We start from the raw sequence: 26,450 nt of genomic DNA on the forward strand, positions 1-26,450 counted from the left end.
AATTATAAAAAAGAGACCGCACTTTTATTGTCAAAAGTGCGGTAGATTTTAGAAGAGTTCTTCTCGGTCGCCTACTGATGAATTACTATCAGGGTTAGTAAAATCAGAAGGTATGTAGTAGCCTTGTTCTTCAACGTAAGTACGTTTAGGTTCGGTACCATTGATGAAGTATTCAATCCGTCCGCCACTGCCTGTTAATAAACCAGAGCCTGTGTCAATGCGTTTTTCTACAATATTTGGTGGCGGTGTTAATTTACGTTCAGGGATATCGGCTAAACTGGCTTGCATGTAAGCTTGCCAAGCTGGCATAGCCGTTTTAGCACCTGCTTCGCCACGACCTAAGTTGCGTTTATTATCATCAAACCCAACGTAAACCGCTGTAGTCAAATGTGCGCCAAATCCCGCATACCAAGCGACTTTAGAATTATTGGTTGTACCCGTTTTGCCGCCAATATCTTGGCGTTTGAATGCTTTGGATAAGCGCCAGCTTGTTCCAACCCAGCTTTTACCTGCTTCACCATAAATTGCTGATGTTAAAGCACTACGCACTAAAAAGGCTAATTCACCACTGATTACGCGTGGAGCATACTGTGTTTCTGAATTATCTGTTTTAGCCGCTGCCATGAAATGTAAATTACTTTCATCAATTGTGTTAGTGCTAATAGGTTGTAGATCTGGAATATCTGGTATGATATCACCAAGTTCATCACCTCCTTCATCAGACACATCGATATTGAGATTTTCAGTCAGGCTTAAATCATAATTTTTGAATGCATCTAATTTTTCTGTTTCGCCATATAACACAGGAATATCATGACAAGTAATACAAGCAATTTTGGGATTAGCGAGGAAAATCTCCTTACCTGTGTTATCTAAAATACGGTTGATAATAAAAGGTTCAATTAAAAAGCCACCATTATCAAATACAGCATAACCTCGAGCCATCTCTAGTGGCGTGAATGAAGCCGCACCTAATGCTAATGCCTCACTAGCAAAGAATTGTTCTTTTTTGAAACCAAAGCGTTGTAAAAATTCAGCAGTAAATTCCACACCGACCATTTGCATTGCACGAATAGCAATCATATTTTTTGATAAACCTAGACCTACACGCAAGCGCATTGGACCGTCAAAACGATTTGGAGAATTTTTAGGTGCCCAAGGCTTTTGACCCGCTTTTTTCAATACTAAAGGCGAATCCTGTAATACACTGGATAAGGTGAGTCCTTTTTCTAATGCGGCAGCATAAATGAAAGGCTTAATTGAGGAGCCGACTTGTACTAAAGACTGCGTTGCACGATTAAATTTACTTTGTTCAAAGCTAAAACCACCGACTAAGGCTTCAATAGCACCATTATCACTATTTAATGATACTAAAGCAGAATTTACTTCTGGCACTTGCCCTAAAATCCATTCGCCATTATCACGTTGGCGAACCCAAATTTGATCGCCTACTTTGGGTGTTTTTTTACCTGCCCAGCGCATTGCATTATTTGATAAAATCATTTTTTCACCAGAGGATAGCAGTAATTCCGCGCCTGTTTTATTTGTAGCTAATACTGCTGCAGGTAAGAGCGGTTCAGAATTTGGCAGTTTCTTTAAGAATCCAATAATGCGATCTTGTTCCCAAGGCGTTTCCTCTTTTTGCCAGAGTGGTGCTCCCCCACGATAGCCATGACGCATGTCATAATCAATTAAATTATGACGTAGCGCTTTTTGTGCTTCTGCTTGATCTTTTGACAGCACAGTTGTGTAAACTTTAAAGCCACTAGTATAGGCTTTTTCTTCACCAAAGCGTCTTACCATTTCTTGGCGTGCCATTTCAGTGACGTAATCTGCACGGAAATCAATTTGTGCGCCATGATAACTCGCAACAATAGGTTCTTTAATTGCTACATCATATTCTTCTTGCGTGATGTATTTTGTGGTCAGCATACGCCCTAACACAATATTACGTCGTTCGGTCGCCCGTTTTAATGAATAGATTGGATTCATTGTAGAAGGTGCTTTTGGTAAACCTGCAATAACTGCCATTTCAGATAGGGTTAATTGATCTAACTCTTTACCAAAATAGGTTTTTGCCGCAGCAGCAACACCATAAGAGCGATAGCCTAGATAAATTTTATTTAAATACAGCTCTAAAATTTCATTTTTAGTGAGCGTATTTTCAATATCAATTGCTAAAACCGCTTCTTTTGCTTTACGTTCAATAGATTTTTCTGGAGTTAAGAAGAAATTACGCGCTAGCTGCTGTGTAATCGTACTTGCTCCTTGAGAGGCTCCGCCTTTGGTGACTGCTACTATAATGGCACGAGCAATCCCAATAGGATCTAAACCATGATGATCATAGAAACGATTATCTTCTGTTGCGAGGACTGCATTGATAAGAGGCTGTGGGATTTGTGCTAATGGCACAGGGATACGGCGTTGTTCACCGACTTCACCAATAAGTTTCCCATCCGCAGTATAAATTTGCATAGGTTGTTGTAATTCAACCGTTTTTAGGCTTTCTACATCAGGTAAATCTGCTTTCAAATAGACATATACCGCACCTACCGCGACACAACCCAATACAATTAACGTTAATAGGGTACTTAATATTAATTTTGCGATCCGCATCGAAAAATTCTCTCTTGGTTAATGCTCGTTTATTAAAAAACTCAAAAAATTATTCACAGTATAAAGATAACAAGACTAAATCCAAAGCTAAAAGTTCAGCAAAAATGTAAATAATCAGTAAAGAAGAGGCATGAAATGTGGGGATTTTCGACAACTTTAACTCAAGTGGGTGTGTGGCAACGTGGACACAATGTTGAATTTGTCTGGTTAGATATGCAACATAAGCCGCATAGATTTTGTACAAAGGTAGCAATGTTAGCAGAGGCTAAGAATAAGATTCTTGCTTGTTTGGAAAGCAAGCAAAAAACGCGTTTATCTTTTGTTGCCGCGATTTCGCCTCATCAAATTTGGACAAAAAGTATATTATTACCACAACAATTGAATGATCAAGAATGTGAACAGCAATGTCACTTTCTATTAGAACAAGAATTATCAATTCCTATATCTACACTTTGGTTTGATTATTGTGCAGGCATAGTACAACAAGGCTTCCAACTCAGTCTTTTTGCCATTCAAAAGTCGATTGTGCAACAATATTTAGCCGAGTTATCGGCACTAAATATTGACGTGTTAGACAATTTAGCACATACGATTTTACGCGCTTTCCAATTTCTCATGCCTCAAGTGAAGTGCGCAGCGACATTGTTTTTATATCAAGACGAACAAGGCTGTATTGCTATTGAGGAACAAAAATATCAACATCTTGTCTTGCAACAAGCCCATTCAGATTTGATCACACTTTATACCCAATTTTGTCAACGTTATGAGCATCGACCCAAGCAAGTGATAGTTTACTGTCATTCACAAACTGCTGTGCCGCCAGATTGGATCGAGTTGCATACCGATTTACCTGTAATTGCGCTAGGCAATGCATTGTGGGGTACACAATTGTCCAGTGTTGTTTGAAGCAATAAATAATTTTGACGGGATAAAAAGTGAAATACCATTTGAATCTATTACCTTGGCGGCAGAAGCAATATCAGCAACGTTTAATAATATTTGCGATACAATTTTTCGTTGTATTCACTTGCTTCATTGCAGGCAATTTTGCCTTGTTATTATTATCTGAATCATTGACACAACAGCAAATATCAGAGCGAGCTAATTTACAGAAAATTACTGCAACTTTGCAACAAGTGAACTATCAATTGTCACAATTACGGCAACGTCATGCAGTGCAAGAAAAAACATTTTTACTCTCTACAGAAAAGCTCCGTATGCTTTTAGAGTGCATAGCAAAATTACCATTAGAGCAAGGGGAGCTAGTTGAATTAAATTGGCAGACTACGTTGCTCATTTTGACAGGGGATGTCGTGAGTCAGGCAGAATTTGAGCGTTTAAATCAGTTTCTTTCATCTCATTCCTTGTTTAAGCAAGTGAAGCTAACTCATTTTCAACCCGAGTCACAACAAATTTCTTTTCAGTTTGAGCTGCAATTAGCAGAGGAGTAAATCATATATGTTGAACTATTTAACTAATCCAGATACTTTATTTGGCAAGCTATTGAGTTTATCTTTTATTCGACGAACAATTTTACTTGTTCTCTTGGTTATTGTTGGATGGGTATATACGATATTTCAAATTAGCCAGCAATATCAACAGATTAGGCAAATTGGAGTTGAGTTAACTGAGCAAACACAACATTTACAGCATAAACAGCAGATTTTAGCCAGTTTAAAACAACATATGGCACAGTCTGCTTTAACTCCAATATTGACAAATAAAGTTGTGAAAATAAATCAATATATTCAGCAATATTCTGACAAAATCATATTGCATTCTACTGAATGGGCATTTCATTCTTTTCCACAACTTAATTTGCAATTTCAAAGCTATTTTGCCGATTTTCAACAATTTTTAACCGCACTTTTACTTCAGTATCCACAATTAAGACTTAATAAATTGCAATTAGTGAAAAGTGAATATGTAGAGGGAGGATCAATACAAGCGGATATTTTGTTGCAATTACAGCCAATAGAGGAGTGAAAATAATGCAAAAATTGACCGCACTTGTTGTGTTTAGCTTTGCACTTAGTGTACAAGCAGATCCCTTTGATCGAACTCAACGACAAGAGCAGAGACATGTTGTTTTGAAAACCGAAAAATCAATGTTACTTACTTCTTGTAATATTGCACAGTCAGCATTGTTCCCAACGGATAGTCTAGATGAATTGAAGTTAATTGGGGTGTTACAGCAGCAAACAGAATGGCAAGCGCTTTTTGTCAATGCAGGGAAACAGCTTCAGAGTGCTTCTCTTAATCAACTATTAACGCCAGAAGGCTTTCTGATTCAGCAAATTAGCAAACAAGGTGTCACTCTTACTTATTGGAAAAATAAACAAAGTTGTACTGACAGCGCCACATTATTCATTAAGCTTTAGGAAGATAATATGCAGACATGGATTAAGCCTAGTATTAAGTGCGGTCTATTTTGGTTAAGTTTTGTTTGGTGTGCAGTAGCTCAACCTAGTGATACTTTTTATATTCGCTTGAAGCAAGCTCCGTTAGTAGAAACTTTACAACAATTGGCATTACAACAAAATAAAAACCTCGTCATTGATGATGAATTAGATGGCGCATTATCACTGCAATTAGAACAAACTACTTTTGATCAGCTTCTACACGCTGTTGCTAAGATTAAACAACTGGAATTACACAAAGAAGGCAAGTTGTACTATTTAAGCCGCAGCTTTAAAACTGACAGTGTAGTAAATGACAATGCTCCAGTCGCGACTAATTTAGTTACTACGTCAGTAAAATTGCAATTTGCTAAGGCAGAAGAAGTGATGAAATCATTAACTACGGGTAATGGTTCTTTATTGTCGGCGAATGGCAGTATCAGCTTTGATGAGCGTAGTAATTTATTGCTAATCCAAGATCAAGCTGAATCTGTCCGAGATATTAAACAATTAGTGATGGAAATGGATAAACCCGTTGAGCAAATTGTGATTGAAGCAAGAATTGTGACTATGACGGATGAGAGCTTAAAAGAGTTAGGCGTACGCTGGGGAATGTTTGAGCCAACACAAAATGTGCATTCGGTGTCAGGTAGTTTAGAAGGCAATGGATTGGTAAATATTCAGGATCATCTCAATGTCAATTTTGCAACGAATGTCACGCCAGCAGGAACTGTTGCTTTACAATTAGCCAAAATTAATGGGCGCTTATTGGACCTGGAATTAACGGCACTTGAACGCGAAAACAATGTTGAAATTATCGCTAGCCCGCGCTTGCTGACGACAAATAAGAAAAGTGCCAGTATTAAACAAGGCACGGAAATTCCCTATGTCATTACGAGTGGCAAGAATAATACGCAATCTATAGAATTTCGTGAGGCCGTATTAGGCTTAGATGTTACACCACAGATCTCAAAAGATAACACTATTTTGTTAGATTTGGTTGTGAGTCAAAATTCGTTAGGACCGAGAGTGGCTTATGATAAAGGCGAGATTGTTTCGATAGATAAACAAGAAATTAATACGCAAGTTTTTGCAAAAGATGGTGAAACTATTGTTTTAGGCGGTGTATTTCATGATACGATAACTAAAGGTGTAGACAAAGTTCCAGTGCTTGGTGATTTACCTGTATTAAAACGTTTGTTTAGTAAAGAAAGTGAACGCCATCAAAAAAGAGAACTTGTTATCTTTGTGACTCCACATATTTTAAGACAAAATGAAGCAGTGGCGAAGTTAGAGCAGAAACGCCCTGATAAAAAATTCTCAAAATAGACCGCACTTTCGTTCTAACCAAGTAAATATCGCAAATAAATCGCCCACGAAGGTTGAAAAATAGGGTGATTTATTGCGATAATCGAAATTATTTTTTGGGTGATCTTTTTGCGACCGATTTAGGTCGTTTCTCTATTTTGTAAAAGATCATAATTATCAATATTTTAATGAACAAGAAGAAAAATTAGAGATGGCAGAAAAGCGTAATATTTTCTTAATTGGACCAATGGGCGCTGGAAAAAGCACAATTGGTCGCCAACTAGCACAGCTATTAAATATGGACTTTGTGGATTCGGACGGTGAAATTGAGCAACGTGCTGGTGCGGACATCAGTTGGATTTTTGATGTCGAAGGCGAAGCGGGTTTTCGTAAGCGTGAAGAGCGTATTATTAATGAACTAACACAAAGACAAGGTATTGTGCTTTCAACTGGTGGTGGTGCGGTATTGTCAAAAGAAAATCGTAACCATTTATCTGCACGTGGTATCGTGATTTATTTAGAAACGACAGTTGAGAAACAGTATCAGCGTACACAACGTGATAAAAAACGCCCGTTATTGCAAGAAGTAGATGATCCTCGCCAGGTATTAGAAGATTTGGCTAAAATTCGTAATCCTTTGTATGAAGAAATTGCAGATATTACTTTGCCAACAGATGAGCAAAGTGCAAAAGTAATGGCAACACAAATTATGGATTTAATTGATAATCTTAATGGTTAAAAAATAGGATAAACAATGCAATGTGTGAATGTTGAGTTAAAAGAGCGCCGTTATCCAATTTATATTGGTGCAGGTTTATTGTCAGATGAGAATTGTTACCCATTAAAATCGGGTGATAAAGTGATGATCGTGACTAACCCAACAGTTGCACAATATTACCTTCGCCAAGTCACAGAAATCTTAGAGAAAAAAGGATGCTTAGTTGAAAATGTATTATTGCCTGATGGGGAAAAATACAAAACTTTAGATTCGTTGAATTTGATTTTTACCGCTCTTTTACAGGCTAATCATGGGAGAGATACCACGATTATTGCATTGGGAGGTGGTGTGATTGGTGATATTGCTGGTTATGCAGCAGCAAGTTATCAACGAGGTGTTCGTTTTATCCAAATTCCAACTACATTGTTAGCACAAGTGGACTCTTCAGTTGGTGGAAAAACAGCAGTAAATCATGAGCTAGGAAAAAACATGATTGGTGCTTTTTATCAGCCTTGTTGTGTAATTGTTGATACTTTAACCTTAAATAGCCTACCAAAACGTGAAGTCAATGCGGGTTTGGCTGAAGTGATTAAGTATGGTGCTATTCTCGATAGTGAATTTTTTAATTGGCTAGAGCAACATATTGATAGTCTTGTCGCTTTAGAACAAGTTTATTTACAGCAATGTATTGCTCGTTGTTGCCAAATTAAAGCAGATGTTGTTGCACGTGATGAAACTGAGCAAGGTGATCGTGCATTATTGAATTTAGGACATACTTTTGGTCATGCAATTGAAACACACTTAGGTTATGGAAATTGGTTACATGGTGAAGCTGTTGCAGTAGGCATGCTGATGGCAGCAGTGCTTTCAGAGAAATTAGGGTATTTAATGCGCGATGATGTTGCTCGTTTTGAAAAATTGCTTGTGCGTGCTAATTTACCAACAACTTCGCCTGATATTATGCAACCAGAAGATTATTTGCCGCATATGATGCGCGATAAAAAAGTATTAGCTGGAAAATTACGTTTTATTTTATTGAAAGCATTAGGCAAAGCTTATGTCGCAACAGATACTGACCAACAACTGGTGTTAGACGCGATACGTTGTTGTACTCAGGTTGATTAATCCATGCCTCCTCGTCGAAAACAGCCTATTAAAGCAAAACATTTAGGCTTCAAAAAAAATGCTAGATTACCTGCAATAAAATACCGTCCATTTTTGAAATGGGCAGGTGGGAAATTTCGTTTAACAGAAGAAATTAATAAAGTATTGCCTAAAAAGAATAAATGCTTAGTTGAGCCTTTCGTTGGTGCAGGAGCAGTATTTTTAAATACAAATTTTGAGCGTTATATCTTGGCAGATATTAATCCAGATTTAATTAATTTATTTAATTTGGTTAAGGCAGATGTGGAACGTTATATTGAAGCTTGTAAAGTGGTTTTTTTTCATCCAGAAGCCAATACAAGCATGTATTATTATGCACAGCGAGAGCAGTTTAATCGTTCAACTGATGCATTTGAGCGTTCAGTAATTTTCTTATATCTCAATCGTTTTGGTTTTAATGGGCTATGTCGTTACAATTCAAAAAATGAATTTAATGTCCCATTTGGTTCTTATAAAAGGCACTATTTTCCTGAAGTGGAATTACGTTATTTTGCGCAAAAAGCGCAAAATGCGGAGTTTATCTGTGCCGATTTTCAGCATACTTTTTCTCTGGCCGATGAAAAATCCATCATTTATTGCGATCCACCTTATGCGCCGTTAGTTCAAGAAAGCAATTTTACCAGTTATGCAGGTAATGAGTTTTCTTCTCAGCATCAAAAAACGCTAGCAGAGTTAGCAAAACGTACAGCAGAAGAACGGAAAATTTCTGTTGTAATTTCAAATCATGATACGGCATTTACACGTGATATTTATCAGAAAGCTAAATTAAAAGCTGTTCAAGTACAACGTTCAATTAGTCAACAACCCGATAGACGAATCAAAGTGTCTGAATTAATTGCAGTATTCAGCGCGAAAACAAAATCGAATTAACAAATAAGTGACGAGGAAGCCTAGCAATTTTGCTGTTTTAACAAGGCTAGATTATACGGATAGTAGACTTGGATTGATATGAAATTTAATCGTTTTTACTTCAGGATAATTTATATTGACTAAAGCTAATAAACTTTTTTGCTGAAACATAAGTGCTTGGCGAACAATAGCATTCGCAACTTCTAAATAAAGTGTATCTTGCTCCAAATTTGCTACTTTATATAGCCCCTGATATTGTTTTGGAAAGTGTTGTTGTAAGTGTAAATTTAGCTCGTTTAAAAACAATCCTTTTTTCATTATTTTGGCTAAACTGGAATTTTCTAGTAATTCTTTCACATTGACTGGCTTTTCATATCTCATAGGCTTGTTTTCTCACTTTTTACCCCAATATCTATGACATTGTAGCGAATTTCCGCTACAATACGAAAGATTTTTTGGTAGCAGGCGTAATGATGATTTTAACGAAAGGTAAGCATAGTTTTTGGTCGCAATTACTGTTAAGTATGATTGCGATTTTGGCATTACCTGAAGCACAAGGGTTGGCAAATCAATCTAATATCGCGAGTGAGAATTATCAAAATCCTCAGTTTGTTCAACAACAAATTTCACGTGTTGTTGCATTAGTTCAACAAGTTCAGCAACAGCAGCGTAAAACAGCTGTTACTCCTCAACAAAAACAAAACCTTCTAAAAAATGAACCGCACTTTGAGGCTGTTCTTGTCTATTCAGTTCCACCGATTCGAGCGGGCCCTTATTTTTCTTAACTCCCATCTTTGTAGTATGAATTCTGTTTTTATTAAAAAATGAAACAGAATGTTTTTATTATTTATTTTTAATTAGAAGAAAAAAATTATGCTTAGAAGTATTCTCACAAAAGTTTTTGGTAGCCGTAATGATCGTATTTTACGTCGTTTAAATAAAATTGTAGTTAAGATTAATAAATTAGAGCCAGCGTTCGAAGCATTAAATGATGAGGAACTAAAGGCGAAAACAAATGAGTTTAAAGCGCGTTTAGCGCAGGGTGAAGGCTTAGAGCAAATTCTACCAGAGGCTTTTGCTACTGTACGTGAAGCGAGCAAGCGTGTGTTAGGTATGCGCCATTTTGATGTGCAATTATTAGGTGGTATGGTATTAACAAATCGCTGTATTGCTGAAATGCGTACTGGGGAAGGAAAAACATTAACAGCAACGCTGCCGTGTTATTTAAATGCACTAACGGGTAAAGGTGTTCATGTCGTAACAGTTAATGATTATCTTGCTCGTCGAGATGCCGAAACAAATCGTCCATTATTTGAATTCTTAGGGATGACGGTGGGTGTCAATGTACCAGGTCTATCACCAGAGCAAAAACGTGAAGCCTATGCCGCCGATGTGACTTATGCGACAAACAGTGAGTTAGGCTTTGATTATTTGCGTGATAATTTAGCACATGCTGCTGAAGAACGTTTTCAGCGTTATTTGCACTATGCTTTAGTGGATGAAGTTGACTCAATTTTAATTGATGAAGCGCGTACACCGTTAATCATTTCAGGGCAAGCAGAAGACAGCTCTGAGCTTTATATTACTGTAGATAAGTTAATTCCAAACTTAATTAAGCAGGATAAAGAAGACAGTGAAGAATATCAGGGTGATGGTGATTTCACGTTAGATTTAAAAACTAAACAAGCGCATTTAACTGAAAGAGGACAGGAAAAAGTTGAGCAGTGGTTGACCGCGCAAGGATTAATGTCAGCAGAAGAATCACTTTATTCACCCTCTAAAATTTCTTTGTTACATCATGTTTATGCTGCATTACGTGCGCATACGTTGTTTGAGCGTGATGTTGATTACATTGTAAAAGATGGAGAAATAGTCATTGTTGATGAACACACTGGTCGTACAATGGCTGGTCGTCGTTGGTCTGATGGGTTGCATCAAGCCATTGAAGCCAAAGAAGGTGTACGTATTCAAAGTGAAAACCAAACAGTTGCTTCCATTACTTACCAAAATTACTTCCGTTTGTATGAAAAATTGGCAGGGATGACAGGGACAGCGGATACTGAAGCTTTTGAATTCCAACAAATTTATGGCTTAGAAACTATTGTCGTACCGACTAACCGCCCTATGATTCGTGATGATCGTACCGATATTATGTTTGAAAATGAAGAATATAAATTTAATGCGATTATTGATGATATCAAAGATTGTGTTGCGCGTAATCAACCTGTTTTAGTAGGAACCGTTTCTATTGAAAAATCAGAATTACTTTCTCATGCGCTGAAAAAAGCAGGGATTAAACATAATGTATTAAATGCAAAATTCCATGCACAAGAAGCTGAAATTGTTGCTAACGCAGGTTATCCTGGTGCAGTGACAATCGCGACAAATATGGCGGGTCGTGGTACTGATATTGTTTTAGGGGGTAACTGGAAAGCGGAAATCGCTAAGTTAGACAACCCAACACAGGAACAAATAGATGCTATTCATAGTGCATGGCAAGAACGTCATGATATTGTGAAAGCAGCTGGTGGTTTGCATATTATTGGTACAGAACGCCATGAGTCACGTCGTATTGATAATCAGTTACGTGGCCGTTCTGGGCGACAAGGTGATCCCGGATCATCACGCTTCTATTTATCACTTGATGATGCTTTAATGCGTATTTACTTAAATGAAGGTAAATTGAACTTAATGCGTAAAGCATTTAGTACTGCTGGTGAAGCCATGGAGTCAAAAATGTTGACGAAAGTGATTGCTTCAGCTCAAGCTAAAGTGGAAGCACATAACTTTGATGGACGTAAAAATCTGCTTGAGTTTGATGATGTGGCAAATGATCAACGTCATGCCATTTATGCACAGCGTAATACATTATTAGATAACGAGAATATTTCAGAAACGATTGATGTTATTCGTGAAGATGTATTTAATCAAGTGATTGATCAATATATTCCGCCACAATCATTGGAGGAAATGTGGGATGTACCAGCATTAGAGCAACGTTTGAAACAGGACTTTGCTTTAGATTTACCGCTGGCAAGATGGTTAGAAGAAGATAATCATTTTGATGAAGATGCATTACGTCAGCGTATATTAGAAGCGGCTGTTGCGGAGTATAAACAAAAAGAAGCCATTGTTGGTGAGCAGACTATGCGTCACTTTGAGAAAGGGGTTATGCTGCAAACTTTAGATGAGCTTTGGAAAGAGCATCTGTCAGCAATGGATCATTTGCGCCGTGGGATTCATTTACGTGGTTATGCACAGAAAGATCCAAAACAAGAATACAAAAAAGAATGCTTCCAAATGTTTACTGATATGCTTGATGCACTTAAACTGAGTGTTGTTACTACTTTAAGCCGAGTTCAAGTGCGTACTCAAGAGGAAGTTGAACAAGCAGAACGCATGCGCCAAGAAATGGCTCGTCGTGAAAATGCAGCAATGCATTATAATTCTGAGGATAATCAGAATGATGAATCGGTCAGTGAACGTAGAGTGGGGCGTAATGAGCCTTGTCCTTGTGGTTCAGGTAAGAAATATAAACATTGCCATGGCAGTAAAGCAAAATATTAATTTTATTGTTTAACTTTAATGGGGATGAAAAGTGCGGTCTGATTTTGCAGAATTTTTGAAAATAGTACCGCACTTTTTCAATTTAAGGAGTGGCTATGACAAAACCATTAGTTCAAGTGGCTGCTGGTATCATTCGTAATGAGTTCGGTCAAATATATTTGACTCAGCGTTTAGAAGGGCAGGATTTTGCACAAGCTTTGGAATTCCCTGGCGGTAAAGTCGATACTGGAGAAACGCCGCAACAAGCCCTAAAACGAGAATTGGAAGAAGAAATTGGTATTCATATTTTACATGCAGAATTATATGAACGTTTTCAGTTTGAGTATCCTACCAAAGTCATTTCATTTTATTTTTATTTAGTGGATGAATGGTTTGGGGAACCTTTTGGACGTGAGGGACAAGAAGGTTTTTGGCTCGCGCAAAGTGAGTTAGATGCAGGGCAATTTCCACCAGCAAATGCGAAATTGATCCAACGTTTATTGGCAGAAGCTGCGATAGAATAGTGGTATTATTCCTATCAATAAACCCTGCAATAGCAGGGTTTATTATTATCAATTAGAAGTAACTGGTTATATTGTTTGTTATTTAAGCAAACTATTTTTGCCCCATTGCTGCTTTCATTTGTTTAAGCTGCTCAACGGCTTGATTACAAGTTTGTTCTTGCATGTCTTTTGGCATCGCGGCAAGTTGCTGTTTTGCAGCATCATATTGTTGTTTAATCACAGCCGCTTGTTCAGCTGGTACATTTTTAAGGAAGCCTTCATATTCTGTGAAGTATTTTTCACAAGTTGGTGCTAAATCAGCAGCAGAAGCGGTCATAGCAATACCTGATAAAGTGATTACTGCGAATAATTTTTTCATAAGTTCATCCTTAATTAATAGTTTAATTTTGTATAAAAAATGCCAAAAGGCAATGCATTATACCTTTGTTGTTGAATAAATAAACAATTTAATTTTAATTTTATTGATTAAAATTTTGTCTAAATTGAGAGGGATATTGAGTGAAACTCTCTTTAGTGAGAAAGTAATGCCATATTGTTTGGCTGACAAATAACTACACTAAGTTCTGCCAACTTATCCCAAATATCTTGACTGAACTCTTGTTTTACTGCACGTTCAAGTTGAGCAAGTTGTTGGAAAATAAGGTAAAGTTGTTTATAAGTCAGGCGTTGAAAAGCCTGACTAAATAGTGGTCGTCGATTCTGCCATACCTTTAATTTATCAAATTGTTCTCGTAATTGCTGGACAGGTAAGTTGGAACGAATTGGTGCTTTATGTTGCGGTTTTGATAATACTAACAATGTCATTAAGTCACGTTGTAAAGTACGTAATAAAATAATAGGTTGCACATCTTCAGCTTGTAGCCCCATTAGAATACGCTGTGCACGTTTTATTTTACCTTCTAATAACGCATCAACCCATTGAAACGGCGTAAATACGGAGGATTGCTCAACAGTAGCTTGTACTCTCTGGTAAGTTAATTTGCTATCAGGATAGAGCAAAGCCAGTAGTTGTAAGCTTTGTTTTAAGGCAAGTAAATTATTTTCGTAGCTATAACAAAGTAATTGAATCGCTTGTTCTTCAATCGTCAGCCCCATCGTTTTAGCACGATTACTGATCCAACGTGGTAATTGTTCAATATTTGGCGTTTGGCAGCTGACTAAGATTGCTTGTGGATCGTAATCATGACTTTGTATAAACCACTTTTGTTTTTCCGTTGTTTTTGTCAGCTTGGTTAATTGCAAAACAAGTAATATGTCTTCATTTAACAGCGAAATCAGTTCTTGCAACTGTTGTTGCAACGTTGTCGAGAGATTTTCTGGCAAATTGAGGAAGAGAATTTGTTTATTGAAGAATAGCCCCATTGATTGGCAGCGTTCAAATAAATCATTCCAATTTGTGTTACTATCAACAGAAATGACATTTTTTTCATCAAACCCTTGCATCAGGGCGGCTTGGCTGATTAGATCTTGGCTTTCACTAAGCAATAAAGGATCTTGCCCCACTAAATAATAGAGCTTTGCCAGTCTATGCTGGAGAGAAGACCCGAGTTGTTCAGTGGAAATACGATTCATTATTTTGGCTTGACTTGATGTTGTAGCGCGACCATTTTAGTAATTAATTGGCGTGCAGCTTGTTCACGCATATCATGCCAGATGACCTCTTTTTCTGCTGATTTAGCTAAAGCGGCACGTGAGTTATCAAAGAAAGTGCGGTTTACTTTTGCAGAAATTGGGAATGGTGCCTGATTTGGCAATTTTACCATCGCGTCTACTTCTAAAATTAGAACTTTTTCTGCTTCACGTCCACGCTTAAAAATCGACGCGACTTTGTCACTCATTGTGATTTTATTTAAGCGTAGTACTGGGATAGTTTGTTGAGCATCAACTAAATTAATGTTGTTTAGCTGCAACTGCTTTCTTAGTACAATGGTCATTTCGCTGTAAGGGTCACTACTTTCTAAAGTCAAAGTTTGCAATTCTTGCGGAATTAACCCACCATTTTGGAATTGAAAACCACAAGCGCTTATCAGGCAGACACTTGTTATGAGCAAAATGTGTTTCAGTTGTTTCAACATAGTTAGATCCTTCATTTCCCTCTGAAACTAGAGGGAAAAGTTAAGATAAATCATAAATTATTTCGCGACAAAGCTAAATAATTTACCTGGTACATAGATGGTTTTTACAATAGTTAAACCTTCTAAGTGCTTACTTACATTATTGTCTGATAAGGCAACTTGCTTAATTTCCTCTTCACCCATGTTGGCAGGCACAGTGACTTTCGCACGTACTTTACCATTTACTTGTACAACGACTAATTTTTCATCATCAATCATTGCTGTAGCATCTGCTTCCACCCAAGGTGCAAAATCAATAGTTTCTTGATTGCCTAATTCTTTCCATAATTGGAAACAGATATGTGGTGTGATTGGATAAAGCATACGCACTACTGCACTTAATGCTTCAGCCATAATAGCGCGATCTTGTGCTTCTTCTAATGGTGCTTTAGTTAATTTATTCATTAGCTCCATAATTGCTGCAATTGCAGTATTGAATGTTTGACGGCGACCGATGTCATCGCTTACTTTAGCAATTGTTTTATGCACATCACGGCGTAATGCCTTTTGGTTAGCTGAAAGTGCGGTTGGTTCTATAGATGTTTCTGCAGGATTTTTGTTGTATTCAAAAGCGAGATTCCATAAACGACCGAGGAAACGCTTAGCACCTTCTACACCTGACTCTTGCCACTCTAATGTCATTTCAGCTGGTGAAGCAAACATCATAAATAAACGAACGGTATCTGCACCATATTTTTCTACCATTTCTTGTGGGTCTATCCCATTATTTTTGGATTTTGACATTTTGGTCATACCTGAATGCACAAGTTCGCGACCTTCTTTATCAAATGCTTTAATGATTCGACCTTTTTCATCACGCTCTAAGGTCACTTCTGTTGGCGAAACCCAAATACGCTCATTAGTTGGTGAGGTATAATAGAATGCATCAGCTAATACCATGCCTTGACAGAGCAATTTATCTGCGGGTTCATCGCTGGTGACAAAACCTGCATCGCGCAATAATTTATGGAAGAAGCGGAAATATAATAAGTGCATTGTGGCATGTTCGATACCTCCAATGTATTGATCTACTGGTAACCAATAATTTGTTTCTTCTTTATCTAACATTGCTTCCGCAAAGGTAGGTGAAGTATAGCGTGCATAGTACCAAGAGGATTCCATGAAGGTATCAAAAGTATCGGTTTCTTTGAAGGCAATTTGGTTATTATAAGTTGTTTTCGCCCATTCAGGATCGGCTTTAATTGGGCTTTTTACGCCATCCATGACCACGTCTTCAGGCAACACAATAGGTAAATCTTGCAATGGTGCAGGCACGACATCACCATTTTCTAAGGTGAGCATTGGGATTGGTGCTCCCCAGTAACGTTGGCGAGAAACACCCCAATCGCGTAAGCGATAATTTACTTGCTTTTTACCCACTCCCATTTGTGTTAATTTAGCCGCAATGTTATTAAAGGCGGTCTCAAAATCTAAACCATTAAATTCAGCAGAATTAATAACACGACCATATTCAGTAAAAGCAGCTTTTTGGACATCCCATGCACTGCCATCAAGTGGCTCAATCACTTGTTTGATCGCCAAATGATATTTTTGTGCAAACTCATGATCACGATCATCATGTCCTGGGACTGCCATGACTGCACCAGTACCATAATGCATTAAAACAAAATTTGCGACCCAAACGGGTAATTTCTCACCAGTTAATGGATGAATGACGAATAGTCCCGTTGGCATACCTTTCTTTTCCATTGTAGCCAGTTCAGCTTCTGCTACTTTAGTATTTTTTGCATCTTGAATGAATTGGGCTAATTCTGAGTTATTTTTAGCCGCAAGCTCTGCAATAGGATGTGCTGCCGCAACTGCGACATAAGAAACACCAAAGAAAGTATCGGGACGTGTAGTATAAACAGTTAAATGTTGATCTAACCCATCTAATTTAAAGGTAATTTCCACCCCTTCAGAACGACCGATCCAATTACGTTGCATCGTTTTTACTTGATCTGGCCATTGTGGTAAATAATCTAAGCTACCTAATAATTGTTCTGCATAGTCGGTAATTTTAATGAACCATTGTGGGATTTCTTTTTGTTCTACAGGAGTATCACAGCGCCAGCAGCAACCTTCATGAACTTGTTCATTCGCTAATACGGTTTCATCGTTTGGACACCAGTTTACGGTTGAGGTTTTTTTATACACTAATCCTTTTTTGTATAATTCAGTAAAAAACCATTGCTCCCATTTGTAGTATTCTGGTTTGCAAGTTGTCACTTCACGATCCCAATCAAAACCAAAGCCTAAAATTTTGAGCTGATTTTTCATATATTCAATGTTTTCGTAAGTCCATTTAGCTGGTGCAGTTTTATTTTTGATTGCAGCACCTTCCGCAGGTAAACCAAATGCATCCCAACCCATTGGTTGTAACACATTTTTACCATTCATACGTTGATAACGTGAAACGACATCGCCAATAGTATAGTTACGCACGTGTCCCATGTGCAGACGACCTGAAGGATAAGGGAACATAGAAAGGCAGTAATATTTCGGTTTATTTGTATCTTTAATCGCTTTAAATGTTTTATTTTGTTGCCAATATTGTTGAACTTCTGGCTCAATCAAATCGGGACGGTATTGTTCTTGCATAGTTTTACCTTATGATTTTAACCGCAATTTGCGGAAAGAATTTATTTGAGAAAATACTGCATAGAATAGCGTAAAATGGGGAAAATTGACAGCTTAAATACTTTTATTTCCCTGAAAAATAGTGGGATAGCGGAAGTACTTGAGTAAATAATTTGCTTGTTTTGTATCCTATAATACGTGGTATTTTTTTCTTAATTTGCAAGCAAGTTTTTTAAGATAGGGATAAGAGCTCTCTATTATTTTATTAGATAATAGAGAGCTTTTACTCGCAAATTCATTACCAAGTATAGCGAATACCTAAGTAGCTATTGTAAGATTCACGTGAAAGCGTTGAATTGCGATAGACTTTATTACGATCTTGAATACCTAATATATAATGCATATTGGCGTGAAGGGTGAGATTTTGTGTCAGTGGAAGTTGTCCTCCAAGACCAAATTCTACGGCTAAATCACTGAAGTGTTCACTTGCTATTTGGTTATCAATTTTTATTTGGCTTTTTTCACCTTTTAACATTTTAAGTAAGTTAGCACTAATATAAAAGATAGGCTCATGGTTCTGTTTATTGTTATTCCATGTGACACGAGTACCAATGCGAGTTATCCAGCTATCTTGATGGTTTTTCTGTATTGTTTTAATGCCATCGTTAAAACTTTTTAGTCATAAAGATTGATAGCTGATTTGAGCTTGTGGTTCAATGGCAATATTTGGATTAAGTAATGGAAATGGTTTACCTATTTCTATTGATGTGCCAAAAGCATAACCATTTTGTTTAGCTTGCGTATTTTGACTACGATAACGGTTTTGTAGCCAAGAAATTTGTCCAACAGTATCGATGTATAAACCCGTTGAACTATAGTAAGTATGGTAGCTACCAAGTGAGAGCATATCTGTTTTGGCACTACCAGTAAACTTATCTAATGTAACAATAGCGTTTTCTGCACGATATTTATCAAAGAAACTATTTTTTGCCCAGCCATAAGTAAATGTAATACCTGTATATTGCTGTGTTTTTTCTTCACTTAGCTTGAACATTAAATCTTGACCAAATTGGATAAAACCAGATTGTGTTTTGGTACCAAAGCACTTTTTACCTTGGAACATATCATAGTCATAACGTACTCGAGTCCAGATTCGTTTGTTAATATCATTTTTATCAAACAATAAATGAGGTTGTTCACCAATGCGTTCATGTAATTTACCAAGTTGTGAGTATATCATTTGGCGATTAATGAATGGCTGTTGTATATAACCGACAATAGGTTGATTGATGATTTCTATATTTGGTAAGGATTGTAATGCCCAACGATAGTTATTACCATCGCGTTTAAGTTGTGCTTCATAGGGGCCGTAGGTTTCAGCTGTTCCAATAAATAAATTACCGCTGTGATCGTTTTCTACTTCAATCACGTTTGTTGAAAATTGCTGTTGATTTTTTGCAGTAATATTACCTATTTTATTACCATGGATTTTAATCGTAGTAATAGCATTGCCATCAATCGTTTTAATTTTTAGTACATCTGTTTTTGATATCCCATTTAGTATATTGCCTAAATCGTCCCAATGGGAATTGATGAGCAAAGTACCACCTCCACTATAGTTATCTGTTGTAAGCATAAGTGGTTGATCATTGCTAGGAGAAATAAATGTAATTGTACCTGTATTAACCAAATTATCTAATCTAGAGTTTGCCGTATTATACCAATTTCCACTATTCATTAGATTGAGAGTATCGGTATTACTACTCTCTAAAAAGCCTGTTAATATATTCGAGTTTGTCACATGGATATGACCATTTTGTGTATTTTGAAAAAGTGCGGCTGTTGAAGATAAATTACCTTGGTTATTAATGACGAGTGTTCCTGTGCCATCATTAACAATGATTTGCTTATTAGTATTTATAGTACCCTGAGCTAAATTATTGAAAATAGTTGTTCTATTTTCTTCTGGGATAGCATGAATAGTAATACCATCTTTACTTGTTACTGATAGTTGACCATTATTTTCAAAAGTTGCGTTACTATAGAGTTTGATCGCATCGGCATTTGGTGTATTAAAAATACTATTGCCGTTCATAGTAGTTTTACCATTACCTAAAGCAAAAATTTCCTCGTCATTTTGGTTCGTAATAGTAAATTGATTAAATAAAATTGTTGGTGTAGCAGTAGATGGAATATGCAAGAACGTCTTATCATTCACAATAGTTGTTTTTCCTTGGAATAAAAGCTGACCTGATGTATTGTCAAAAGCTCTAATTGCCCCCCCGATTGCATTTAATGAGACATTTTTATTAAAAATATACTTACCATTGCCCATTCGAATAAAACTGGATCCTTCTGTGTCTGCTATAACATTACCCTCAATAATCATTGAGGTATCAGTACGATCATTACCCCAATTACCATCTGCGTTTAAAGCAAATAATGAACCCCCATTGACATTTTCTGCATGTGAAATATTAAGATTGCCTTTAATATGTAGGTGATTTCCTCCACCCACAATGATATCTCTAGGGCTTCGAGAAGATGTTGCTTTACGCACTGTAACATCTCCTTCAAAAATAATAGTATTAGTTAAACTTTGCTCTGGGCGTAAAAAAATAGCTGCATAAGTGCCATCACTAGTGCCATATCTAATTTTATGTAAATCAACATGGGGTGCAGTGAAAGTCGCTGTACCACCTTTACTTATGTCAATTACCGCATTGTCTCGGTTTGTATCTTTAAAATTATCGCCTACATAATTACAGATGCTGCCAGATTGTACCACTGCACCTCCTGCTATTGGAGTCGGACAATTGGCATAAGCTATTTGAGGTAAAATGGCTATGTTAGAGAGAAAAATCGCTATTGTAGAGAGTTTCCGTGTATGACTTTTAGGTAACAGTAATTTAGATATAAAATCAGTTTGATGTGGCTTTTGCATAAAATTTGTTCTAACCATGTGAGTTAATATAGATATTTTCTTGAGTATAAATGAATACTTTCAGGGCATTAAATAATCAATACTTGTTTTTATGACTCAAGTTTAGCTTTTTTTGATTTTTTTTTAAACAACTTTATTGATATATAACGGGTTATATTTGCAGTTAAAAGATTATATAGTTTGTATGCTGTTAGAGGGGAAATATATTCTCATAATATTTTGAGTATTATTGGTGACAGCGATCATATAAAGGCAATAATTCTTTAATAGTTTCAGTACTAAACTGAACAATATCAATATAATCTAACTGTTGCTGTTCAATATTTTTGCCAATACACCAAAAATCGTCGTCATGACGTAATATTAATTCTTGTACTTGAAATTCAGTGGCTTTTTTGAAATCAGCATATTCACTTTCATCACCACGCCAAAGCTCAAAATTGCTATATTTTTCAAGATCGATAGCTTCTAGCCATTGATTGTATTGTTCAATTTTGATTTGTGAACGATCTGCTCGATAGCAATGCCAATCTAGGCTAATAGAGAGGCGACGTCGATTTAAGATAATCGATAAAATAGCAGCGGAGTTTTGTTGATATTCATATTTAAAATAAGCGAAAAAATGTGCTCTGACTTGCCAGCCATTGGTCCAACTTTCAATATGAGGTTTGGTAAAAGGCGTACCAAGTGCATTGGATATTTGTAAAATAGTATACTTCCATTTTTCCCATTCTTGTTTGTAACTGCTTTTGATTTTATCAATATCAGCAGGGCAGAACTTTTTCATCTGCGCAAATTGATAAAAAGGGATCTTGAATATTTCACAAGAAGCTGAATTGATCAATTTTGTTTTCTGTTGCATAAAATTTTATTAATTTCGACCGTACTTTAAGCTATTGTTGGAGCTGTATGATATCAGGGGTATATTTCAATTTTTTAATCGTTTGCAGTAAGTGTTGATTGTCTACTTCTTTTTTTGCCACGATATTGACGATGCGATCTTTAAAATTCGCTTTAGTAGAAATGACACCCTCAATATTGCGCAGTTCTTTATTGACTAAATAAACACAAAGCTGGCATGTCATTTCTTTAATATGAATCATGACTTGTTTTTCATCTGTGTTTAAAACAGAGGGTGTTGCATAGCTGATATTGAAGAGTGGAAAAAGGAGCAGACATAAGCAAAGTATTTTTTTCATAATAAACCTTTTATTCGAGAAAATAAGGCAAAATGTTTGGATAAAGCAGAAAAAACAATATGATTACAAACACGATGCTGTATAAAATAATCAAGCCTTTGCGAGAAATATAAGCAGTACAAATGATTTTGTTAGAAAAAACCAGTAGCCAAAAACCATAACCAAAGGCAGTCAGAGATAAAATGAGCATGGGAAGGCGTAAATAATCTAACTCATTTAAGCTAACTAACCAAGTAGATGAAACACCAAACATTAGATAAATTAATGGTGCAATACAACACAGTGTAGAAGTTACTGCAGCGAGCACCGCAGTAACACAGGTTGCAATGAAGCTTTTGTTATAATTCTTTTGCAGTAAATTCATAGCTGAACTCTTTTGGATCAAAGAAATTCAATGGGTCGCCACCAATTTCAGCATAAGGATAGCCAAAATTATTCAATGGTGTGATTTCAGGGGTTGGATACAAATTGAAATCACGAGCATGGTTAAAGCCAACCCAATTCATTTCCCAGTTACCAAATAAGTAATCAGATACGGCCTGTGTATCAGGATCACTGACTGCTTTTTTCTCTGCTAAACGCATCTTTGTCACATCTGCTGAATCTACAGGTACCCAACCAAAGCCCGCTAAATAGAATTCAGCGCGGCAATGTTGTCCACCACTTACGTTAGCAAATTTATTTGTATCCGCACTACCAAATGCACTTTTCGAATATTTGCCCATTTTTACGGCTTGTCCTAAGCGAATTCCAAAAATCTCGCGTGCTGGAATGTTTGATGCTCGGGCTAATGCGACAAATACCGAGTTAATATCAGTACATTTGCCTTTAAGTATGCCTGCAGTTAAAATTTTTTCCACGTCACCATCACCGCAGCCTAATACTGAATTATCGCGCTCCATATTATTGATGATCCATTGGTGGATTAATTTAGCTTTATGTAATGGATTATTCTCTGTGCCCACGATTTTATCGGCGTATTCTTTCACAATGCCATCTATTTTAATATGTGTTGTTGGTTTCAAATATGTTAGAACATCGACAGAATAATTAATTTGAGCTGGCACTTGATAATCTTTTAAAGCGCCTTGTGCCATTGGTTCTCTGTCTTTTGTTTGAATAACTAATTTGATTTTTAAATCACGTTTATCGGCATTTTCATCCCAGTTAGCAAATAAGGTTTTTGCGCCATATTGGTTGTTTTCAGTGAGATAGGCATTTTTATAATTCCCGTCAAACTGAATCGATTTCACTTCTTGATATTCATTGTTAAAAGGTAATGGCACCCAGAGATTGGTTTCACCTTTAGAGCCTTTAGGCACAGCTAAATTAAAGGATTTAATGAGTTCGTATGTATGTACATCAGTGTGATAGTTTGGCTGGTTTGATGTCGCAAATGCGATCGTTGAACAACTAGCTAGAAGTGTAGCAAGAAGTTTTTTCATTGAATTGTCCTTGTAGATAAATAAACATAACATGTTATATGCATCTTTGTTCATCCGCTTCATTATACGTAATGAACCTGATCAAGATTACCCGAAAATGGGTGGGAAATAAACAGATATTTTTGAGGTTAGATTTATGAAAATTAATTAAAATCAATCAGTTTGCTGATCGTAGAAAAATATGATTATAGTTCACTGCTTCTTGGGTATGGCATTTTATATAAAATAGGTTATAAGAACGAGATATGGATAAGATGACGCTCATAATTTTTTATAGGTTGCTATGTTGCTATCTATTGTAATTTTTTACTGCAGATTGTGTGAAATATTGTTTATCTTCCCAGCGTAACATAGTCATACGATTGCCCCACACGCAGCCTGTATCTAATGCATAAATATTCGTTGGTGTTAGTGTATCGACTAAACTCGCCCAATGACCAAAGATAATAGGCGTCGTTTGATAAAGTGGATTATCCAAATTAAACCAAGGTGTTAATTCAGCTGGTGCAGATTGTGGTGGCTGTTTGCAGGCAAAATCTAAACGATGATCCCAATAACAAAAACGCATGCGAGTGAATACATTAATGCTATAACGCAGGCGATCTAAACTTTGTAAATTATCATTCCAACGCTCAGGATGGTTTTCATACATATTTTTAATTAAATAGTGATAATCGCCATGTTGTAGTACTTGCTCTACTTCATGAGCACATTGTTTTGCCATATTAAGATTCCAATCAGGCGAAATACCAGCATGTACCATGATAAAATTGAGTTGTTGATTGTGAATGAGTAGAGGTTGGTGGCGCAGCCAATGGATAAGTTCATCAAAATCATCTGCCTTGAAGATTTCATCAACGCGATCACGTGCTTTTATAGGTTTGATACCAAGTGCGGTAGCAATTAAATGTAAATCGTGATTACCTAGTACTGTTTTGGCTGAGTTACCCAGAGATTTAACTAAACGCAGGCATTCAAGTGATTTATCGCCACGAGCAACTAGATCTCCAACTAAATAAAGTTGATCTTTATCTGGTTCGAATTGTACTTGCTCAAGTAGAAGCTGCAACTCATCATAACAGCCTTGTAAATCACCTACTAAATATGTCGCCATTTTACACCGCACTTATTTCATTAATCATCTAGGTTCTCAATCAACTGATCTGTATTTATCTCTGTTGGTGGATTATCGGCAAGCCAATTTGCTAAACGAGCATAATCTGCAATAGATAAATTTTCTGCACGCGCAGTTAAATCAATGTTTAATTCTGATAATTGTTTGGGCGTGAATAGCGTCGATAGAGCATTACGAAGGGTTTTACGGCGTTGGTTAAAAGCTTGGCTACATACACGGTTTAACCAGTATAGCTCTTTCACTGGATGTGGTAATTGTTTGTGTGGTACTAAACGAACAACTGCAGAATCAACTTTAGGCGCAGGCTTGAATGCAGTTGGTGGTACTTCAAGTACAGGCATCACTTGGCAAAAATATTGTGCCATAATGGTTAAACGTCCATAAGCTTTACTATTTGGTCCCGCACATAAACGTTTCACGACCTCTTTTTGCAACATAAAGTGCATATCTTGAATTAAGTCATGATATTTAAACAGGTGAAACATTAATGGAGTAGAAATATTGTACGGCAGGTTACCAAAGACACGTATTTTTTGCTTTTTTTCTGCCAGATTGGCTTCTTGATAAAGTCGTGCAAAATCGAATTGCATTGCGTCAGTTTCGATCACAGTAATTTTGTGATGTAAGAAAGGATGGTGACGTAAACGTTCTGCTAAATCACGGTCTAATTCAACTACTGTCAAATGATCCACTAAATCACCCACGGGTTCAGTTAAGGCACCTAATCCCGGTCCAATTTCGACTAGAAATTGATCTTTTTGTGGGTAGATCGCAGCAACAATGCTCTGGATTACATTATTGTCATGTAAAAAGTTTTGTCCAAAACGTTTACGAGCAGTATGACCTAAATGTTTTTTTGAATTCATATATTCTCAATTATGGGGTTTATCATCGTGTCAAAAGTGTGGTCTATTATAAAGCAAAATCCCAGCTTATGTGCTGGGATTTAAGGATTAATTTGTGGTTACTTTAAGTAACGAATATCTGCATGTTTACGTAATGCTTTAACCCAATCATTTTCAACACCTTTTACTTGTTCATTCACTAATTGTTCATAGGCTTTTTGGCGATATGCATCAACTGTTCGATCACTTTCACGTGTATCTGTTACTTCTAAAATATGCCAACCAAACTCTGTTTTAAATGGCGCTGAAATAACACCTTTTTTACTGTTTAATACGGTTTTTTGGAATGGCGCAACATAGGTTTCAGGAAAAGCAAAACCTAAGCTGCCACCATTGGCTCCAGAAAGATAATCTTTTGAATATGTTAGTGCAGCATCAGCAAAAGTTATTTTGCCAGCTAAAATATCAGCACGAATTTGAGTTAATTGTGCTTTTGCTTGTGTATCATTTAATAATGGGTTTAATTTTAATAAAATATGACGAACTTCATATTGCTTAGCAGATACTTTTTTCTCAGTGCCTTTTTCTTTTGCTTGATTTAGCAGTTGTTGGCTCAATGCTTCTACTTGCTCTCTTGTCACATCAATGCTTTGCCCAATTGCTTGATTACGCACTTCTGTCATTAAAATTTGGTTCGCAATTTGTTGACGATAAGCGTTATAACTAATACCTTGATAATCTAATGCATCGAGTAATTGCCCATAAGTTAAACCATTTTGTGCAGCAATACCTTCAATGATTTGATCTACTTGTGCGTAGTCCACTTTGATACCTGAATTTTCGATAGCTTGTTGCACTAAAATATCGTCAATGACTTTATCTAATGCAGCTTGGCGATCTCCATTTTTACCTACTTGTTTTTTTACTTGGCTTTCTAGAATAGGGGTACCATTCACTGTTGCAACAACACGTTCAGCAGCTTGTGTTGTTGAAACCATAAATAATCCGAGTAGTGTGAAGAAAATAGATTTCATATTAATGGTTTTCATTATCTATTCCATTAT

Annotated in this window: 24 protein-coding genes and 1 pseudogene; 11 read left to right on the forward strand and 14 right to left on the reverse strand. The window is 36.6% G+C overall.

Annotated elements, in window-relative coordinates:
- Window positions 1-48 precede the first annotated feature (48 nt).
- Window positions 49-2,616, reverse strand: coding sequence for a penicillin-binding protein 1A (locus ACFSAV_RS02100; RefSeq protein WP_101774434.1), 2,568 nt, complete (start codon window positions 2,614-2,616; stop codon window positions 49-51).
- A gap of 135 nt (window positions 2,617-2,751) precedes the next feature.
- Here ACFSAV_RS02100 and ACFSAV_RS02105 point away from each other — a divergent pair, with 135 nt between their 5' ends.
- The 8 genes from ACFSAV_RS02105 (at window position 2,752) to ACFSAV_RS02140 (ending at window position 9,075) form a co-directional block, all read left to right on the forward strand.
- Window positions 2,752-3,522, forward strand: coding sequence for a competence protein ComA (locus tag ACFSAV_RS02105; RefSeq protein WP_379095663.1), 771 nt, complete (start codon window positions 2,752-2,754; stop codon window positions 3,520-3,522).
- A 29-nt stretch (window positions 3,523-3,551) separates the two neighbouring features.
- Window positions 3,552-4,067, forward strand: coding sequence for a PilN domain-containing protein (locus ACFSAV_RS02110; protein ID WP_101774436.1), 516 nt, complete (start codon window positions 3,552-3,554; stop codon window positions 4,065-4,067).
- Window positions 4,068-4,074: 7 nt separating this feature from the next.
- Window positions 4,075-4,602 (forward strand): hypothetical protein, encoded by a 528-nt coding sequence (locus ACFSAV_RS02115; RefSeq protein ID WP_379095666.1) that lies wholly within the window; start codon window positions 4,075-4,077, stop codon window positions 4,600-4,602.
- 5 nt (window positions 4,603-4,607) lie between these two features.
- On the forward strand, window positions 4,608-4,997 hold the full coding sequence (locus tag ACFSAV_RS02120) for a pilus assembly protein PilP (protein WP_101774438.1): 390 nt from the start codon (window positions 4,608-4,610) through the stop codon (window positions 4,995-4,997).
- Between the two features lie 9 nt (window positions 4,998-5,006).
- On the forward strand, window positions 5,007-6,344 hold the full coding sequence (locus tag ACFSAV_RS02125; protein WP_379095668.1) for a type IV pilus secretin PilQ: 1,338 nt from the start codon (window positions 5,007-5,009) through the stop codon (window positions 6,342-6,344).
- Window positions 6,345-6,534: 190 nt separating this feature from the next.
- Window positions 6,535-7,062, forward strand: a complete 528-nt coding sequence (gene aroK / locus ACFSAV_RS02130) for a shikimate kinase AroK (RefSeq protein ID WP_046339606.1) — start codon at window positions 6,535-6,537, stop codon at window positions 7,060-7,062.
- A 15-nt stretch (window positions 7,063-7,077) separates the two neighbouring features.
- Complete coding sequence (gene aroB / locus ACFSAV_RS02135; protein ID WP_379095670.1) at window positions 7,078-8,166, forward strand: 3-dehydroquinate synthase; 1,089 nt, start codon at window positions 7,078-7,080, stop codon at window positions 8,164-8,166.
- A 3-nt stretch (window positions 8,167-8,169) separates the two neighbouring features.
- Complete coding sequence (locus ACFSAV_RS02140) at window positions 8,170-9,075, forward strand: Dam family site-specific DNA-(adenine-N6)-methyltransferase (RefSeq protein ID WP_379095673.1); 906 nt, start codon at window positions 8,170-8,172, stop codon at window positions 9,073-9,075.
- Between the two features lie 51 nt (window positions 9,076-9,126).
- Here ACFSAV_RS02140 and ACFSAV_RS02145 read toward each other — a convergent pair whose 3' ends face one another.
- Window positions 9,127-9,435 carry a DciA family protein gene (locus tag ACFSAV_RS02145; protein WP_379095676.1) on the reverse strand — a complete coding sequence of 103 codons (309 nt, stop codon included), beginning with the start codon at window positions 9,433-9,435 and terminating at the stop codon, window positions 9,127-9,129.
- An 89-nt stretch (window positions 9,436-9,524) separates the two neighbouring features.
- Here ACFSAV_RS02145 and secM point away from each other — a divergent pair, with 89 nt between their 5' ends.
- The 3 genes from secM to mutT all read left to right on the forward strand — a co-directional run bounded on the left by secM (window position 9,525) and on the right by mutT (window position 13,124).
- Window positions 9,525-9,839, forward strand: coding sequence for a secA translation cis-regulator SecM (gene secM / locus ACFSAV_RS02150; RefSeq protein WP_379095679.1), 315 nt, complete (start codon window positions 9,525-9,527; stop codon window positions 9,837-9,839).
- 88 nt (window positions 9,840-9,927) lie between these two features.
- Window positions 9,928-12,621, forward strand: coding sequence for a preprotein translocase subunit SecA (gene secA / locus ACFSAV_RS02155; protein ID WP_379095681.1), 2,694 nt, complete (start codon window positions 9,928-9,930; stop codon window positions 12,619-12,621).
- Between the two features lie 95 nt (window positions 12,622-12,716).
- Complete coding sequence (mutT, locus tag ACFSAV_RS02160) at window positions 12,717-13,124, forward strand: 8-oxo-dGTP diphosphatase MutT (RefSeq protein ID WP_379095684.1); 408 nt, start codon at window positions 12,717-12,719, stop codon at window positions 13,122-13,124.
- Window positions 13,125-13,215: 91 nt separating this feature from the next.
- Here the strand turns inward: mutT and ACFSAV_RS02165 are convergent, their stop codons facing one another.
- From ACFSAV_RS02165 to ACFSAV_RS02220, 12 genes and pseudogenes are all read right to left on the reverse strand, one after another.
- The gene (locus ACFSAV_RS02165) at window positions 13,216-13,482 is read right to left on the reverse strand and encodes a DUF5339 domain-containing protein (protein WP_101774446.1); all 267 of its coding nucleotides are present in this window, start codon (window positions 13,480-13,482) and stop codon (window positions 13,216-13,218) included.
- 152 nt (window positions 13,483-13,634) lie between these two features.
- The gene (holA, locus tag ACFSAV_RS02170; RefSeq protein WP_379095687.1) at window positions 13,635-14,696 is read right to left on the reverse strand and encodes a DNA polymerase III subunit delta; all 1,062 of its coding nucleotides are present in this window, start codon (window positions 14,694-14,696) and stop codon (window positions 13,635-13,637) included.
- Window positions 14,696-15,199 carry an LPS-assembly lipoprotein LptE gene (locus ACFSAV_RS02175; RefSeq protein ID WP_101774448.1) on the reverse strand — a complete coding sequence of 168 codons (504 nt, stop codon included), beginning with the start codon at window positions 15,197-15,199 and terminating at the stop codon, window positions 14,696-14,698. The genes holA and ACFSAV_RS02175 overlap by 1 nt, the downstream gene beginning before the upstream one ends.
- A 57-nt stretch (window positions 15,200-15,256) precedes the next feature.
- On the reverse strand, window positions 15,257-17,839 hold the full coding sequence (gene leuS, locus ACFSAV_RS02180; RefSeq protein ID WP_379095690.1) for a leucine--tRNA ligase: 2,583 nt from the start codon (window positions 17,837-17,839) through the stop codon (window positions 15,257-15,259).
- 277 nt (window positions 17,840-18,116) lie between these two features.
- A pseudogene (locus ACFSAV_RS02185) lies at window positions 18,117-20,780 on the reverse strand (autotransporter outer membrane beta-barrel domain-containing protein).
- Between the two features lie 208 nt (window positions 20,781-20,988).
- The gene (locus ACFSAV_RS02190; RefSeq protein WP_101774451.1) at window positions 20,989-21,624 is read right to left on the reverse strand and encodes an HI_0552 family protein; all 636 of its coding nucleotides are present in this window, start codon (window positions 21,622-21,624) and stop codon (window positions 20,989-20,991) included.
- A 31-nt stretch (window positions 21,625-21,655) separates the two neighbouring features.
- Entirely contained in the window at window positions 21,656-21,961 is a 306-nt protein-coding gene (locus ACFSAV_RS02195) for a heavy-metal-associated domain-containing protein (protein WP_379095693.1), read from the reverse strand.
- A gap of 10 nt (window positions 21,962-21,971) precedes the next feature.
- The gene (locus ACFSAV_RS02200; protein WP_379095694.1) at window positions 21,972-22,325 is read right to left on the reverse strand and encodes a mercuric transporter MerT family protein; all 354 of its coding nucleotides are present in this window, start codon (window positions 22,323-22,325) and stop codon (window positions 21,972-21,974) included.
- Window positions 22,300-23,406: a transglutaminase-like domain-containing protein gene (locus tag ACFSAV_RS02205; protein WP_379095696.1), complete on the reverse strand. Its 1,107-nt coding sequence runs from the start codon at window positions 23,404-23,406 to the stop codon at window positions 22,300-22,302. Before ACFSAV_RS02205 ends, ACFSAV_RS02200 begins: the two co-directional genes overlap by 26 nt.
- Window positions 23,407-23,695: 289 nt before the next feature.
- On the reverse strand, window positions 23,696-24,520 hold the full coding sequence (gene apaH, locus ACFSAV_RS02210) for a bis(5'-nucleosyl)-tetraphosphatase (symmetrical) ApaH (RefSeq protein ID WP_379095699.1): 825 nt from the start codon (window positions 24,518-24,520) through the stop codon (window positions 23,696-23,698).
- 20 nt (window positions 24,521-24,540) lie between these two features.
- Window positions 24,541-25,407, reverse strand: a complete 867-nt coding sequence (gene rsmA / locus ACFSAV_RS02215; RefSeq protein ID WP_379095701.1) for a 16S rRNA (adenine(1518)-N(6)/adenine(1519)-N(6))-dimethyltransferase RsmA — start codon at window positions 25,405-25,407, stop codon at window positions 24,541-24,543.
- A gap of 98 nt (window positions 25,408-25,505) precedes the next feature.
- A complete protein-coding gene (locus ACFSAV_RS02220; RefSeq protein WP_379095703.1) occupies window positions 25,506-26,435 on the reverse strand; it encodes a peptidylprolyl isomerase in 930 nt (309 codons plus the stop codon).
- Window positions 26,436-26,450: the final 15 nt, after the last annotated feature.

The sequence above is a fragment of the Pasteurella oralis genome (genome assembly GCF_042681465.1).
Lineage (GTDB): Bacteria > Pseudomonadota > Gammaproteobacteria > Enterobacterales > Pasteurellaceae > Pasteurella > Pasteurella oralis.

Coding starts and splice junctions, on each gene's coding strand:
- apaH (WP_379095699.1), bottom strand. CDS start 24,520: ATGGCGACATATTTAGTAGGTGATTTACAAGGCTGTTATGATGAGTTG.
- ACFSAV_RS02165 (WP_101774446.1), bottom strand. CDS start 13,482: ATGAAAAAATTATTCGCAGTAATCACTTTATCAGGTATTGCTATGACC.
- rsmA (WP_379095701.1), bottom strand. CDS start 25,407: ATGAATTCAAAAAAACATTTAGGTCATACTGCTCGTAAACGTTTTGGA.
- secA (WP_379095681.1), top strand. CDS start 9,928: ATGCTTAGAAGTATTCTCACAAAAGTTTTTGGTAGCCGTAATGATCGT.
- secM (WP_379095679.1), top strand. CDS start 9,525: ATGATGATTTTAACGAAAGGTAAGCATAGTTTTTGGTCGCAATTACTG.
- mutT (WP_379095684.1), top strand. CDS start 12,717: ATGACAAAACCATTAGTTCAAGTGGCTGCTGGTATCATTCGTAATGAG.
- ACFSAV_RS02120 (WP_101774438.1), top strand. CDS start 4,608: ATGCAAAAATTGACCGCACTTGTTGTGTTTAGCTTTGCACTTAGTGTA.
- holA (WP_379095687.1), bottom strand. CDS start 14,696: ATGAATCGTATTTCCACTGAACAACTCGGGTCTTCTCTCCAGCATAGA.
- ACFSAV_RS02205 (WP_379095696.1), bottom strand. CDS start 23,406: ATGAAAAAACTTCTTGCTACACTTCTAGCTAGTTGTTCAACGATCGCA.
- aroK (WP_046339606.1), top strand. CDS start 6,535: ATGGCAGAAAAGCGTAATATTTTCTTAATTGGACCAATGGGCGCTGGA.
- leuS (WP_379095690.1), bottom strand. CDS start 17,839: ATGCAAGAACAATACCGTCCCGATTTGATTGAGCCAGAAGTTCAACAA.
- ACFSAV_RS02220 (WP_379095703.1), bottom strand. CDS start 26,435: ATGAAAACCATTAATATGAAATCTATTTTCTTCACACTACTCGGATTA.
- ACFSAV_RS02125 (WP_379095668.1), top strand. CDS start 5,007: ATGCAGACATGGATTAAGCCTAGTATTAAGTGCGGTCTATTTTGGTTA.
- ACFSAV_RS02190 (WP_101774451.1), bottom strand. CDS start 21,624: ATGCAACAGAAAACAAAATTGATCAATTCAGCTTCTTGTGAAATATTC.
- aroB (WP_379095670.1), top strand. CDS start 7,078: ATGCAATGTGTGAATGTTGAGTTAAAAGAGCGCCGTTATCCAATTTAT.
- ACFSAV_RS02200 (WP_379095694.1), bottom strand. CDS start 22,325: ATGAATTTACTGCAAAAGAATTATAACAAAAGCTTCATTGCAACCTGT.
- ACFSAV_RS02105 (WP_379095663.1), top strand. CDS start 2,752: ATGTGGGGATTTTCGACAACTTTAACTCAAGTGGGTGTGTGGCAACGT.
- ACFSAV_RS02115 (WP_379095666.1), top strand. CDS start 4,075: ATGTTGAACTATTTAACTAATCCAGATACTTTATTTGGCAAGCTATTG.
- ACFSAV_RS02175 (WP_101774448.1), bottom strand. CDS start 15,199: ATGTTGAAACAACTGAAACACATTTTGCTCATAACAAGTGTCTGCCTG.
- ACFSAV_RS02195 (WP_379095693.1), bottom strand. CDS start 21,961: ATGAAAAAAATACTTTGCTTATGTCTGCTCCTTTTTCCACTCTTCAAT.
- ACFSAV_RS02145 (WP_379095676.1), bottom strand. CDS start 9,435: ATGAGATATGAAAAGCCAGTCAATGTGAAAGAATTACTAGAAAATTCC.
- ACFSAV_RS02140 (WP_379095673.1), top strand. CDS start 8,170: ATGCCTCCTCGTCGAAAACAGCCTATTAAAGCAAAACATTTAGGCTTC.
- ACFSAV_RS02100 (WP_101774434.1), bottom strand. CDS start 2,616: ATGCGGATCGCAAAATTAATATTAAGTACCCTATTAACGTTAATTGTA.